Here is a 13910-nt window from a genome sequence, read left to right on the forward strand (position 1 = left end):
GGGCCTCGGATTTCCATATTGTCCTGAGCGGCGCCATCGCCCTGGTGTCGGCGGATTTCGTCCTCTGATCGGACCCCGGGGCTCGACACCGGGAGAGCGGCGGTGCGGCCACCGCCTCTCCCGGTGGTCGGCGTTTACAAAAAATAATAATTGGACGGATGATCCTCCGCCGGCCCGCTGCGAGAATGCCGCCATGGTGGGATCCAGGAAACCCGTATCCTTCGCCGCGGCCGCGCGGTCGGAAGGACAGCCGCATGTGCTGCTCGTCGAGGATGATCTCGAGATCTCCCGGATGCTGCAGGGCGTGCTGTCCGAAAGCGGCTTCGCCGTCTCGGCCGCGACCGGCGCGGCCGCGATGGATGCGGTGCTGGGCCTGGCCCAGGTCGACCTCGTCGTGCTCGACCTGATGCTGCCGGGGGAGGACGGGCTCAGCATCTGCCGCCGGCTGCGGGCCGCGTCGGCGATCCCGATCATCATGGTGACGGCCCGCGGCGATGCGGTCGACCGCATCATCGGGCTGGAGATCGGGGCCGACGACTACCTGCCCAAGCCATTCGATTCCCGTGAGCTGGTGGCGCGCATCCGGGCGCTGCTGCGGCGCGCCGCCCAGGGGGGCGGGACCGGCGGCGGCCGCATGCGCCCGCTGCGCTTCGCCGGCTGGCGGATCGACCCTGCGTCGCGGCAGCTGCACGACCCGGACGGGGTCCAGGTCGCCATGACCAGCGTCGAGTTCGACCTGCTGGCGGCGCTGTGCCGGCATTCCGGCCAGGTGCTGTCGCGCGACCAGCTGATCGAGCTGACCCACAGCGGCCTGGCCAGCCCGGTCCAGCGCAGCATCGACGTGCATGTCAGCCGGATCCGCCAGAAGATCGAGCCGGACCCCGACAGCCCGCGCTACATCAAGACCGTGCGCCTCGGCGGCTACATGTTCACCGAGCGGGTCGAGCAGGCCTGATGCGGTTCCTCTCCCGCCTGATCCCGAGCAGCGTCGTCAGCCAGATCACCGGGATCGTCGCCGTCTCCGTGCTGCTCGGCATCGGGCTGACCAGCGCCATCCTGTTCCTGTTCTTCCGGGAGCCCGACGCCCGGGATGGGGATTCGCTCTCGGCGGCGGGGATCGGCAAGGTCATCCAGATCGTCCAGACGGCCGAGACCCCGGAAGAGCTCGACAAGATCCTCGATGTCGCCCGGCGCGCCGGCTTCGAGGCCGTCCGGGTGCCGCTGGCGGAGTTCATGGCCCGGCCCGCGGATGCATCGATGCCGCTCGCGACCGGCGTGATCGCGTTTCAGCTGAAGACTCTCTGGGGCATCGAGGCGCGCAGCGCCGACCTCGGTTCCGGCGCCGGCGACGGCCTGATCGTGCGGATCGACGACCAGTCCGCCCTGCTGTTCGCGGCCCCCAGCTTGTCCAGCCTGGGGCGATTCATCCTCAGGCCCACCGTCCTGATCATCATCACCATGCTCGTCTTCGTCGTGTTCCTGTCGATCTATGCGGTGCGCTCGATCATCGCGCCCCTGTCGGCGCTGGGACGCGCGACCGAATCCTTCGGCCATTCGCCCGACGACGACCGCCTGATCGATCGCAGGGGGCCGCGCGAGATCGGCCAGATGGCCGATGCCCTCAACGGCATGCGCACCCGCATCCGGGCCCTGATCGACGACCGCACCCGCATGCTCGCCGCGATCAGCCACGACCTGCGGACGCCTCTGACCCGGCTGCGGCTGCGGGCCGAGCGGATCGGCGACCCGGAGCTGCGCGACGGCATCCTGCGCGAGGTGGTGCGGATCAGCGGCATGCTCGACGAGACGCTGGAGTATCTGCGGCCCGGCACCCGCGAGGAGCGGATGGCGCCGGTCGACCTGCCGAGCCTGCTGCAGACCGTCTGCACCGAATTCGGCGATGTCGGGCACAGCGTCACCTATGCCGGGCCGCCGCGCCTGGCCTGGGGCTGCCGGCCCAACGCGCTGACCCGTGCGATCAGCAACGTCGTCGACAACGGCGTCCAGCACGGATCGGCGGTGCGCGTCGGCCTGCGGGTGGGCGAGGGCGGCATGGCGGAGATCGAAGTGACCGACGACGGCCCGGGCATCCCCGCGCCGCTGCGCGAGAAGGTGTTCGATCCGTTCTTCAAGGGCGACCACAGCCGGCCCGCGGCGACGGGCAGGGGCTTCGGGCTGGGCCTGTCGATCGCGCGCGACGTCATTCGCGGCCATGGCGGCCGCATCGAGCTGCTCGACCGCCTGCCGCACGGCCTGGTCGTCAGGCTGTCGCTGCCCCGAAATCCAGCCGATCTGCGGCCAGAGCTTCCAGAAACATCTCTTAACATAACTTAAAACCCGTGCGTCCGGCCGGCTTTTATTCTCCTGGCTCAATCGAGCCACAGGATGAATCGCATGCCAGTGTCGTTGTCGACTGCCGTTTCTTCGTTGCAGCGGAATATCGGCCGAATCAGGACTTGCACACCTCTGGTCGTGGCAGGTGCATGTCTGGCGCTCCCGGCGGCCAGCATGCGCGCCGAGGCGCAGGATGCGATCATCGTGCCGGAGGCCGCCCCCGCTCCGGAGGCCGCGAGTCCCGGCGGCGACTGGACCTTCGTGCTCGGCGCCGGCGCCCGGGTCGGGCCGAGCTACGAGGGGTCGGACAAGTTCTCGGTCACGCCGGGGCCCTTCGTCTCGATCAACTGGCGCGACCGGGTGTTCCTCGACATGCAGCGCGGTGTCGGCGTCAACGTCGTGCGCACCGACGCGCTGCGGCTGGGTGTGTCGGTCGGCCTCGCGCCGGGCCGGGACGAGGATGATGAGGACCATTTGAAAGGGTTGGGCGACATCGACACGGCCGCGCGCGGCCATGTCTTCGGCTCCTACTCCTTCGGCATGTGGCAGATCGGCCTCGACGTCGCCAAGGATTTCGGCGGCAGCGAAGGTCTGCAGATCCGACCCGACATATCGGTGAAGGTGCCGCTGTCCGAGAGCTGGACCCTGACCTCCGGCATCTCCGCCACCTGGGCCGACGACGACTATATGCAGAGTTTCTTCGGCGTCTCGCCGTCGCAGTCGCGGAATTCGGGGCTGGATCGCTTCGACGCCGGGGCCGGGTTCAAGAGCGTCGATTTCAGCGTCGGGCTCCGCTGGGCGTTCTCCGAGAGCTGGTTCGCCATGGCCAATGTCGGCGTCGGCGTCCTGCTCGGCGACGCGGCGGACAGCCCGATCACCGAGAGCCAGGTGCAGCCCTCGGTCGGGCTGGCTGTCGGCTATCGCTTCTGAGGCCGCTCATCGGCCGCAGCATGGGATGATCATCGATGACGGAAACCATGGCCTTGCTCAGTCTCATCGCAACCCTGAAGGGACACATCATGGTTTTCACATTCCTCTGGCTCGGCGGCATCCTGCTCTGCGCCGCGCCCTATCTCTGGGCCCTGTGCCGCGCCGCCCGCGATTCGGCGCGGCCGCTGCCGCCGCGAGGGCGCCAGAAATGAGAGAGGCGGCGGGAGAACCCGCCGCCTCAGTCGTTCTCGTCCTTGAACAGGCGGTCAGAGCACGAAGTCGCTCACCGCCATGATGCCGTTCAGCCCCTTCAGCACGATGTGGAAGTCCGACACGCCGTCGCCGTTGATGTCGCCGGCAACGGTGATGACGCCCGAGCTGGTGTTGAGGGCGCGCAGCTCGCCGGCATGGTTCGAGAAGCCCGCCGAGCCGATATAGGTGAAGGCTTGGTTGCCCGCGACGCCGGCGTTGGCGTCGATCGCGGAGAGATCGATGCGGTCACCCTGGCCATGGCTGAAGTCGATGACCACGTCGGCATTGGCGCCGACGGTGCTGTCGCCGACCGCGGAGAAGGCGAAGCGGTCGGCCCCGGCGCCGCCGGACAGCGTGTCCCGTCCCGCGCCGCCATTGATCGTGTCGTTGCCCTCATAGCCGTTGAGGACGTTGTTGGCGACATTGCCCGTCAGCGTGTCGCCGCCCTTGCCGGCATTGACGGCCTCGATGCCGATCAGGGTGTCGCCCTGCGCCTCGCCGCCGCTGCCGATTCCGGTCGCGAGATTGACCGTGATCGCGTCGGTGCTGCCCCAGTAGCTGACGGTATCGGCGCCGGCCCCGCCATCGAGGATGTCGGCCCCCGCGCCGCCGCGGAGGAAGTCGGCGCCGCCGCGGCCGTAGAGGGTGTCGGCGCCGTCGCCGCCATCGAGGTTGTCGTGCCCGGCCACGCCGATGTTCGGCGAGGTCGGCGGCGGCGGGGTCACCGAGACGTTCAGCTCATAGGTGGCACCGGCGGGGACGGTCTGTTCGGTATCTCCGGTGTCGTTGTTGTACTGGCCGACCACGATGTAATAGTCCCCAGTCTCGGCGACCTTGAAGCTGAACAGCGAGTCCGTCCGGCGGGTCGAGCCGGGGTCGTTGCCGCCGTCGTCGTTGAAGGCGACCACGGTGCCGTCGGCCCGCTCCAGCCAGATGGCGCTGTCGCTCAGCCCGTCCGAGGTGTGGTCGATGTCGACGGTGACGAGCGTGCCCGCATTCACCGTCAGCTTGTAGTAGGCGCCCTGGCCGTTGCCGGTGGCGTTGACCGTCGAATGCGCCAGGGTGGTGGCGTTGCCGATGTCGGCGTCGGCGGCCAGCGAGAAGTTGTTGGTGATGGTATGGGCGGTGGCGACGGAGTTGTTGGTCGCGCTCGGCGCCAACGTGGCGTAGCCGTTGCCCATGCCGACGCCGGTGACCGGGAAGGGGGTGAAGTCCCCGTCCAGCGTGTCGTTTCCGGCGCCTCCCTTCAGCACGTCGTCGCCGCCCTGTCCGACCAGCTTGTTGGCGAGGGCATCGCCGGTCAGCTGGTCCTTATGGGCGGAGCCGGCCAGGCCCTCGATCGAGATGTAGGTCTCCGGATGCGAGCCCGGGACGAGGAGCGAGATGTTCACTCCCGTGGCGCTGCCGTAATAGGCAGCCATGTCCAGGCCGGCGCCGCCGTTCAGCGTGTCCAGCCCGCCGCCGCCGGCGAGGACGTCGTCGCCCGCGGCGCCCGACAGCACGTTGACGCCGGTGTTGCCGATCAGCGTGTCGCCGAACTTCGAGCCGATCACGTTCTCGATGTTCGCCAGCGTGTCGAACTGGTGCGTTGTCGTGGTGTCGCCTTCGCCGTCGCCGCCAAAGGCGGTGCCGGTCGCGAGGTTGACGGTCACGCCCTCGGTCGCGGGAGTCCGCGCCGGGCCGAACATCGGCTGGCGCTCGTCCAGCGTGTAGTCGGCCGTGTCGATGCCGGCGCCGCCGTCGAGGAAGTCGGCCCCGGCGCCGCCGATGAGGAGATCGTTGCCGGCGTCGCCGTTCAGCACGTCGCCGTCGCGGGCGCCCTCGAGCTTGTCGTCGCCGTTGCCGCCGCTGAGGACGTCGCCGCCGCCGAGGCCGAGGAAGTAGTTGTTGGAGTCATTGCCGACGAAGCGGTCGATGCGGTCATCCGACCCGATCAGGTTCTCGACGCTGAAGAAGGTGTCGCCGGACGCCGTGCCGCCGGCGGCGACGTTGGTCACCAGGTTGACCAGCAGCTGGAACGGGCTCTCCAGGCTGAAATCGACCGTGTCGTTGCCGTCGCCGCCGCGGAAGATGTCGACCCCGGCCATCCCGCGCATGATGTCGTCGCCGGCGCCACCGTCGAGCACGTCGTTGCCCTTGCCGGCATTGATCGTGTCGTTGCCGTCCTCACCATACAGCTGGTCGTCGCCGTCCTTGCTGTCCGGGCCGGTGATGATCGGCAGGGTGTTGTTGCGGTCGCGGCTGTCATTGGTGTCGGCGCCGCCGACGATGATGTCGTCGCCGGAGCCGCCATGGATCTCGTCGGCGCCGTTGCCGCCGTCGATCCGGTCGTCGCCGCCGCCTCCCAGCAGCTCGTTATCGCCGTCATTGCCGATGATGATGTCGAGGAAGGCGCTGCCGACACCCTTCTCGATGTAGTATTCGGTCGCGTCGGCATTGTGGCCGTCGAAGATGGCGACGTTGTTGGCGTGGCCGTTGACGCTGGAGAAGCGGCCCTCGCGCAGGTCGAGGATGGTGCTGCTGGTCGAGCCGGAGAAGTCGACCGTGTCATGGCCGCCGGTGTCGTGGATCACGAAGCCGATGTCATGGGTCGACCCGTCCGCTGTCAGCGTGTAGCCCAGCCGCGTGCTGCCGAAGCCGTAGACGTCGTCGCCGGTGTTGAGCTGGATGTCCTGATAGCTGCGGACGCCGTTCGTCACCGTCGAGAAATAGTGCCGGATGACGGCCTCGATATCGGCGATGCCCGGCGTGGTGTTGGTCCAGGCCGTGGTGCCGCCGATGTCGATGTTGTCGAAATACGACATCACCGAATACTGCTGGTTGTCGTAGACCCATTTGGCATCGTTGTAATAGGTGATCTGCGGGCCGCCAGGCCCGCCGTAATTGTAGAAGCCTGGATGGTTCAGGCCGAATTCATGGCCGAACTCATGGATGAAGGTGTTGAAGATGTAGCCGCCCGGAGAGGTCGCGTCCGGCTCGGTGTCGTGGAAGCGTTGCCCGACGCTGACATAGCGGCCGGCCGAATAGGCGCTGCCGTCGTCCTGCTCGCCGACCTCCGGGCTGACCACTTCGAGATAGTCGGTGGCCGCGTTGAAGGGCCGGTCGGTGACGATCTGGAACTCCAGCGGCGTCACCGCCGACCACATCTGCAGCGCCCCGATCGCGGCCTCCAGATAGGCCGGATGATCGCTGAGCTCGGACAGGTTCACCACGATCGGCGATTGTGCCATCGCCGGCGTCAGCGGGCGGTTCAGTGCCCCCAGGTAAGTGAGATACGTCTCGTAATTGGTGTCCTTGTTATACGGATTGTCCGGCGTCTGGTCGATGTTCTGCCAGTTCTGAAGATCTTCCGGGCTGATCGTCAATGAGCCGGCGCTCGTCTGTCCTGTCGGGGTGGAATGTTCTCGGCTGTAGCCCATCTGGCATAGGACGCACATAAGTTCCCCCTTTGTTGTCGGCCCTGGCATGGGTCCGTGATGCGTCGGCGCACTCGGCGGCGAATCAAATCCCGCTCACGGAGGCCATGACAGCGTCGGCCGTGGTGTCAGCTTCTGGCGATTAAGGTTTCGTCAGCCGTCGGCGCCGGACGTTGTCCGCCGCTCGCATTCAGCGCGTCCGCGCCGCGTCCTGGGCATCACTGCGCTGACATCGGCCCGGAAGCGGAGCCTGCGCCGCCAGGGACGATGCATGGCCCGTCGGGATCGATGTGGGCGCCAAGCAGCGACGCCGTGGCAGTCCCGACGTGAATCCGATGCTCATGGTTGTCGATATCCCCCTGTTTGCGGTTCGCAGTCTGTCGACACACCGGGCCGAGAAACGTCACGCGTCACTCGTCCAACCGCTGCGGCCATTTCTTGACGGACGCCGATCAACAATGGCGCCGCACCATGGCTCTTCCACCTCTCAAACGAGAGGTGGAGCGCGATTCAGCATCTCGACTGTCTGCGCACCTCTGGCCGTCATCCTTCGGCAATGTAGCGGTCGCCGCAATCAAAAAATCTCTCGCATCTGGTTACATCGAGAGGTTTTGTTGGTGTGCATACACCCGCTCCCGCCGGCCTAGGACAGATGTTTCCAGAAGGCCTATCCTTTTATGCAATAGATTATCCGAAATTATCGTCAAAACCGTTCAATCAACGGAGCGGTCGATTGCTGCGAATTGTGCGCGCCGCCATATGACCTACTTTTCTTTTGCAAGCGACAGGAGCGCGGCAAAGGCGGCGTCCGCGGCGGGCGGATTCGATGTGGATGCGATCCGGAGGTGCTGGCGCTACAACCACTAGCGTAATCCTTGCCGTCGGTGGCCACATCTTGTAGGGTCGCCGACCCCGCATCGCTGCCCGGACCTCGCGGTCCACGGCGCCGGGCCGAGGACGCCGATCAACCCGCCGTGAGCCGAGAAGAACGCCCATGACCATGCTCGACTGGTCCGACACCCCCGCCGCGCCGATCCGGGTGAAGCGGGCCGATGCGCCCGTCGCCGACCTCGTGGGCGACGCCACCGGGCTCGGGGCCATCGACCGGTCCGGCGGCCGCGTCAGCATCGACGACAAGGCGATGATCAACTGCCGCGCCGACGTCAACCAGCTGCTGCCGATGAAGTACCGCTGGGCGTGGGAGAAGTACCTGGCCGGCTGCAACAACCACTGGATGCCGACCGAGGTCTCGATGCAGGCCGACATCGCGCTGTGGAAATCGCGCGACGGGCTGACCGAGGACGAGCGCCGGTCGGTGAAGCGCAACCTCGGCTTCTTCGCCGCCTCGGAATCGCTGGTCGCCAACAACATCGTGCTGGCGATCTACCGCCACCTGACCAATCCGGAATGCCGCCAGTACCTGCTGCGCCAGGCGTTCGAGGAGGCGGTGCACACCCACACCTTCCAATATGTGGTCGACAGCCTGGGCCTGGACGAGGGCGAGCTGTTCAACATGTATCGCGAGGTGCCGTCGATCACCGACAAGGCGGCCTGGGCGCTGCGCTACACCCAGAACCTGTCGGACCCGTCGTTCCGGACCGGCACGCCGGCCTCGGACCAGGCCTTCCTGCGCGATCTGGTGGCGTTCTACGTCATCTTCGAGGGCATGTGGTTCTACACCGGCTTCGCCCAGATCCTGTCGCTGGGCCGGCGCAACAAGATGGTCGGCATCGCCGAGCAGTACCAGTACATCCTGCGCGACGAGTCGATCCATCTGAACTTCGGCATCGACGTGATCAACCAGATCAAGATCGAGAACCCGCATCTCTGGACGGCCGCGTTCCAGGAGGAGCTGCGGCGGATGCTGGCCGAGGCGGCGGAGCTCGAGGCCGCCTACGGAAGGGACACCATGCCGCGCGGCTTCCTCGGGCTGAACGCGGCGCTGTGCGAGCAGTACATGCACGTCATCGCCAACCGCCGCTGCGCCCAGCTCGGCCTGGCCCCGGTCTTCGCCGAGGCCGAGAACCCGTTCCCCTGGATGTCCGAGGCGATGGATTTGAAGAAGGAGAAGAACTTCTTCGAGACCCGGGTGATCGAATACCAGAACGGCGGCGCGCTGAGCTGGGATTGATCTCCCGCATTCAGCCGAAGGGCGTCGTTGCCTCGGCCCCCGGCCAAGCCTAGCGTTCAGGCTGGACCGGCGGGCGGGGGCGGGGGATGCAGCGCATCTTGATCCTGGGCGCGGGGTTTGCCGGGTTGTGGGCCGCGGTCGGCGCGGCGCGGGCTCTCGACGCCCTGGGCATCGGAACCGACCGGGTCGAGGTGACGCTGGTCAACCGCGACGCCTGGCACGGCATCCGGGTGCGCAACTACGAGGCCGACCTCGACGCGATCCGGGTGCCCCTCGCCTCGGTGCTCGGCCCGATCGGCGTGCGCCTGGTCGAGGGCGAGGTGACGGACATCGATCTCGCCCAGCGCAGCGTCCGATGCACGGTCTCGGGGGCGGAGACGGCGCTGCCTTATGACCGGCTGGTCTTCGCGCTCGGCAGCAGCCTCGTCCGGCCGGCGATCCCGGGGCTCGCCGAGCATGGCTTCGACATCGACACCTTCGCCGGCGCCCGCCGCCTCGCCGACCATCTGGCCGGGCTGGGCGGCCGGCCGGCATCGCCGGGCCGCGACGCCGTCCTGGTCGTCGGCGCCGGCCTGACCGGGATCGAGGCCGCGACCGAGATGGTGGACCGGATCGGGACGGCGGGCCGGGTGATCCTGGCCGACCACGCGCCGCAGATCGGCTCCGACATGGGCGACAGCGCCCGGCCGGTGATCGAGACCGCCCTGGCCGCGCTCGGCGTCGAGACCCGGATGGGCGTGTCGGTCGCGGCGGTCGATGCCGACGGCGCGACGCTGTCGACCGGCGAGGCGATCCCGGCTGCGACCGTGATCTGGTGCGCCGGCATGCGGGCCAGCCCGCTGACCGCCCGGTTCCCGGTGGAGCGCGACCGGCTGGGCCGGCTGCCGGTCGACCCGACCCTGAAGATCACCGGCCTCGAGGCCGAGTTCGCCGTCGGCGATTCGGCGCGGGCGATGGTCGACGACAGCCACGCCTCGGTGATGTCCTGCCAGCACAGCCGGCCGATGGGCCGCTTCGGCGGCCACAACGCGGTCGCCGACCTGCTCGGCCGGCCGCTGCTGCCGCTGCGCATCGAATGGTACACCACCATCCTCGACCTCGGCTCCTGGGGCGCCGTCTACACCGAGGGCTGGGACCGACAGGTGGCGGCGCAGGGGGCGGCGGCGAAGCAGACCAAGCAGATCATCAACCGCCAGCGCATCTACCCGCCGCTGACCGGCGACCGCCGCGCTATCCTCGACGCCGCCGCCCCGGTCGTCCAGGCCCCGCCGCAGCGCTTCCGCTGACGCGCAGGCCTCCCACCAGGCACCGCCGGCGCCCGATCGGGGGAACACCGGTCCCGTCGGATCGATTGGGGTAGGATAAGCACACCCGACATCGCTGGAGGAACCGATGCTGACCGGTCTTCACGCAGTGATCCACACCCGCGACGCCGAGGCGGACCGCGCCTTCTTCAAGGACGTGCTCGGCCTGGCCTCGGTCGATGCCGGCGACGGCTGGCTGATCTTCGCGGCGCCACCCGCCGAAATCGCCTGCCACCCCGCCGAGGCCAACGACCGGCACGAGGTCTTCCTGATGTGCGACGACCTGATCGGGGAGCTTTCCCGGCTGGGCGGCAAGGGCGTCGGCTGTGAGCCGGTCAGCGACGAGGGCTGGGGCCTCTTGTCCGCCATCCATCTGCCCGGCGGCGGCCGGCTCGGCCTCTACGAGCCGCGCCATCCCGTCCCGCCGCGGGCAGGCTAGCCGAGGCTCACCAGAGCCGAGGCGGCGGTCTCGTCGGTGATCAGCCCCTGCAGCAGGCCGCGGCTCAGCACGGCGCGGATCGCCGGCACCTTGACCGCGCCGCCGGCGATGGCGATGGCCGGGCGCCGGGCGACGGCGTCGAGCGGCAGCCCGATCACCCGGTCGCGCAGCGGCGAGGGCAGGATCTGCCCCTCGGCATCGAGGAAGTTGCCCAGCACCTCGCCGATCGCCCCGGCCTGCCGCAGCTCCTGGTATTCGGCGCGGCTGATCACCTTGTCCTGCAGCACCGGCGCGCTGTCGTCGAGCTGGCCGATGCCGATCAGGATCGCGTCGGCCCGCGCCGCCAGCGCCATGATCTCGCGGAACGGCTTCTGCTCCTCCAGCACCCGGCGGTCCTCGGCGCTCTCGGCGATCAGCGGCGCCGGCATCAGGAAGCGCTGGGCGCCCAGCCGGTCGCCGAGCCGCATCACCACGTCGAACGGGTTGTAGGAGGAATCGCGGGCGATGTTGCCGGTGACCGACACCACCTGGTGCTGCGGCCGCGGCGACGACGCCATCTCCTCCACCGCCGCGCGCACGCTGCGGCCGTTGCCGACGCCGATCACCAGCGGCGCGTCCGTGTCGACCAGCCGCTCGATCCAGGTGGCGCCGGCGATGGCCAGCGCCGGCAGGTTGGGCTGGGCCGGCGCCACCGGGTCGGCCGGCACCACCTCGCAGAAGCGCAAGCCGTGGCGGCGGGCGATGCGCTCGCCCAGCTCCATGCAGGCGGCGATCGGGTGGTCGATGCGGACCTTGACCATGCCCTCCTGCGCGGCGAAGGCCAGCAGGCGCTGCGCCGCCATGCGCGAGACGTTGAGCCGGCGGGCGATCTCGTCCTGGGTCAGGCCCGAGACATAGGACAGCCATGCCGCCCGTGCCGCCTGATCGCGCTTCCTCTCCGCCTGGTCGATCCCTGGCATCCGCCACGCTCCGCGCCGTTCCTTCTGCACCATCTCCGCCGATCGGGGCGTCCGGCGCAACGGTGGCGTGCAGCGATTGCGGTTGCCGGCATCGCGGCTGCGGCGATGATGCCTGCTCCGGCCCGTGTCGAAAGGCTTGACCGCAGCGCTGCGGAACGGTTCCTTCCGGCCGGAAGGATGCAGGAACCCCGCTTGGCGAGCAGGCGGGCGAGCGAAGGGGCAGATGATGATTCGGTGGGCTCTGGTGCTGGCGGTGGCGCTGGCGCCGCATGTCGCGGCGGCTGCGACCAAGCCGACGCCGGTGGCGGCGGAGGACAGGGTCCATGCCCAGCTGCGCCTGGCCTTGGAGCGGGCGGAGGCTGAGCTGGCCGCGGCTCCCTCGGCGATTCCCGTCGGCACGCTCAAGCCCAGCGCCGTCGATCCACGGGTGCCGCTGCTGCGCCAGCGGCTCGACGCCATGGGCATCGCGCTGCCCGAGTCTGCCGCGGTCGCCGTGCCCGCCGTCGTCCAGCCCGAAGCGGCGCCGGCCGAGGCGGTCCCGGCAACGGCCGTGGCGGCGACCGAGCCGGAGCTGGTCGGCCCGGTGGCGCCCGCCACCCTGGTCTATGACGAGGCGCTGACCCAGCGGGTGAAGCTGCTGCAGTCGCGCTGGGGCCTGCGCGACGACGGCGTGGTCGGCCGCCGCACGCTGCGCGCGCTGAACTTCACCCCGGCGGACGAGGCGGCGTCGCTGCGCCAGACCCTGGCTCGCTGGCAGGCTCCGCCGGCGCGAGGCAAGTCGATCACGGTCAACGTGCCGACCGCCGAGATCATCGCCTTTGACAACGGGGTCGAGGTGCTGCGCACCCGCGCCGTGGTCGGCTCGCCGCTGACCCAGACGCCGCTGATCCAGTCCAACATGATCGCGGTCAAGTACAACCCGGACTGGACCGTGCCGCCCGGCCTGACCAAGAAGTACAAGGCCCAGATGGCCGCCGGCCAGTACGACGACATGCGCAAGCACGGTGTGGTGGTGAAGACGCCGGAAGGCCAGACCTTCGACCCGGCCCAGGTGCCGCCGGAACTGGTCGGCACCATGGGCTGGAAGTTCTGGCAGCCGCCGGGCGACGACAACGCCCTCGGCCTGCTGAAGTTCGAGCTGGACAACGACCAGGCGATCTACCTGCACGACACCAACAACCGCAAGCTGTTCGCCACCGACAATCGGGCGGTGTCGAATGGCTGCATCCGGGTCGAGAACTATCTCGGTCTGGCAGCCTGGGTGCTGGGCACCGACACCGCCGGGGTGGAGGCCGCCATCGCCACCGGCAAGACCCATTTCGCCCGGGTGCCCAGCCGGATCCCGGTGCGCATGACCTATTACCTGGCCTATCCGGACACGGCGGGCGGTATCCGCTACGGTGAGGACGTCTACGGCATGGCCGAGGGCAGCTAAGCCATCCTCCGCTCCCGCCGCCAGCACAAGACCGCCAGAGCGGCGCCGGCGGCGGTGATCAGCGCGCCGATCGGGTAGAGTGCGGCAAGCCCGGCGCCGTCGATCACCCGGCCGCCCAGCCAGGCCGCCGCGGCTGCGGCGATCTGGAAGCCGGAGGCATTCAGCGCGATGCCCAGGGTCGGCGCCGCGCCGGCGGTGGCCAGCACCCGGGTCTGCATCCCCGGGATGATCGCGAAGGCCAGCGCGCCGGTCGCGACCACCAGAAGCGCGGCCGGGACTTGCCGGTCGCCGACAATGCCCCCGAGGGCCAGCACCGCCGCCAGCGCTGCCAGCAGCCCGATCAGCGACGGCAGCAGCGCCCGGTCCGACAGCCAGCCGCCCGCCAGGTTCCCCAGCGCCGCGCCCAGCCCGTAACCCAGCAGCAGCACCGGGACGGCGGCGGCGGTGAAGCCGGCGACGCCGGTCAGCAGTGGCGCCAGATAGGTGAACACCATCAGCACGCCGGCATTGCCGAGGGCGGTGAGGGCGAGGGCCAGCTGCAGGTCGCGGCTGCGCAGCACGCGCAGCTCGGCCGCGGCCGATCCCGCCGTGGCGCCGCGCATCGGCACGAAGCGTACCAGCAGCGCCAGGGCGACGGCGGCGAGGCCGGCGATGGCCAGGAACGTGATGCGCCATCCCGAATGCTGGCCGAGGGCGGTGCCGATCGGCGC

The 13910-nt window shown here is 69.1% G+C and carries 11 protein-coding genes; 8 read left to right on the forward strand and 3 right to left on the reverse strand.

Annotation, left to right across the window (positions count from 1 at the left end; translation table 11 throughout):
- Positions 1-193: 193 nt before the first annotated feature.
- From AAHM41_RS33820 to AAHM41_RS33835, 4 genes are all read left to right on the forward strand, one after another.
- Entirely contained in the window at positions 194-955 is a 762-nt protein-coding gene (locus AAHM41_RS33820) for a response regulator (RefSeq protein ID WP_342241033.1), read from the forward strand.
- Positions 955-2334 carry a sensor histidine kinase gene (locus tag AAHM41_RS33825; protein ID WP_342241034.1) on the forward strand — a complete coding sequence of 460 codons (1380 nt, stop codon included), beginning with the start codon at positions 955-957 and terminating at the stop codon, positions 2332-2334. The genes AAHM41_RS33820 and AAHM41_RS33825 overlap by 1 nt, the downstream gene beginning before the upstream one ends.
- Before the next feature lie 174 nt (positions 2335-2508).
- Complete coding sequence (locus AAHM41_RS33830) at positions 2509-3264, forward strand: MipA/OmpV family protein (protein ID WP_342241035.1); 756 nt, start codon at positions 2509-2511, stop codon at positions 3262-3264.
- 35 nt (positions 3265-3299) lie between these two features.
- Positions 3300-3476, forward strand: coding sequence for a hypothetical protein (locus AAHM41_RS33835; RefSeq protein WP_342241036.1), 177 nt, complete (start codon positions 3300-3302; stop codon positions 3474-3476).
- A gap of 54 nt (positions 3477-3530) precedes the next feature.
- On the opposite strand, the gene AAHM41_RS33840 is transcribed toward AAHM41_RS33835, so the two are convergent.
- Positions 3531-6881 carry a M10 family metallopeptidase C-terminal domain-containing protein gene (locus AAHM41_RS33840; RefSeq protein ID WP_342241037.1) on the reverse strand — a complete coding sequence of 1117 codons (3351 nt, stop codon included), beginning with the start codon at positions 6879-6881 and terminating at the stop codon, positions 3531-3533.
- Positions 6882-7926: 1045 nt separating this feature from the next.
- Between AAHM41_RS33840 and AAHM41_RS33845 the strand changes: the two genes are divergently transcribed.
- From AAHM41_RS33845 to AAHM41_RS33855, 3 genes are all read left to right on the forward strand, one after another.
- On the forward strand, positions 7927-9063 hold the full coding sequence (locus AAHM41_RS33845; protein WP_446719504.1) for a ribonucleotide-diphosphate reductase subunit beta: 1137 nt from the start codon (positions 7927-7929) through the stop codon (positions 9061-9063).
- Between the two features lie 86 nt (positions 9064-9149).
- On the forward strand, positions 9150-10349 hold the full coding sequence (locus tag AAHM41_RS33850) for an NAD(P)/FAD-dependent oxidoreductase (RefSeq protein ID WP_342241038.1): 1200 nt from the start codon (positions 9150-9152) through the stop codon (positions 10347-10349).
- A 106-nt stretch (positions 10350-10455) separates the two neighbouring features.
- Positions 10456-10806 carry a VOC family protein gene (locus tag AAHM41_RS33855; RefSeq protein WP_342241039.1) on the forward strand — a complete coding sequence of 117 codons (351 nt, stop codon included), beginning with the start codon at positions 10456-10458 and terminating at the stop codon, positions 10804-10806.
- Here the strand turns inward: AAHM41_RS33855 and AAHM41_RS33860 are convergent.
- A complete protein-coding gene (locus AAHM41_RS33860; protein WP_342241040.1) occupies positions 10803-11765 on the reverse strand; it encodes a sugar-binding transcriptional regulator in 963 nt (320 codons plus the stop codon). The two genes, AAHM41_RS33855 and AAHM41_RS33860, sit on opposite strands and share 4 nt — an antisense overlap.
- A 223-nt stretch (positions 11766-11988) precedes the next feature.
- Here AAHM41_RS33860 and AAHM41_RS33865 point away from each other — a divergent pair, with 223 nt between their 5' ends.
- On the forward strand, positions 11989-13200 hold the full coding sequence (locus tag AAHM41_RS33865) for a L,D-transpeptidase family protein (protein WP_342241041.1): 1212 nt from the start codon (positions 11989-11991) through the stop codon (positions 13198-13200).
- On the opposite strand, the gene AAHM41_RS33870 is transcribed toward AAHM41_RS33865, so the two are convergent.
- A partial coding sequence (locus AAHM41_RS33870) for an MFS transporter (protein ID WP_342241042.1) occupies positions 13197-13910 on the reverse strand: 714 nt, incomplete at its 5' end. The genes AAHM41_RS33865 and AAHM41_RS33870 overlap by 4 nt on opposite strands.

Source organism: Inquilinus sp. OTU3971, assembly GCF_038440215.1.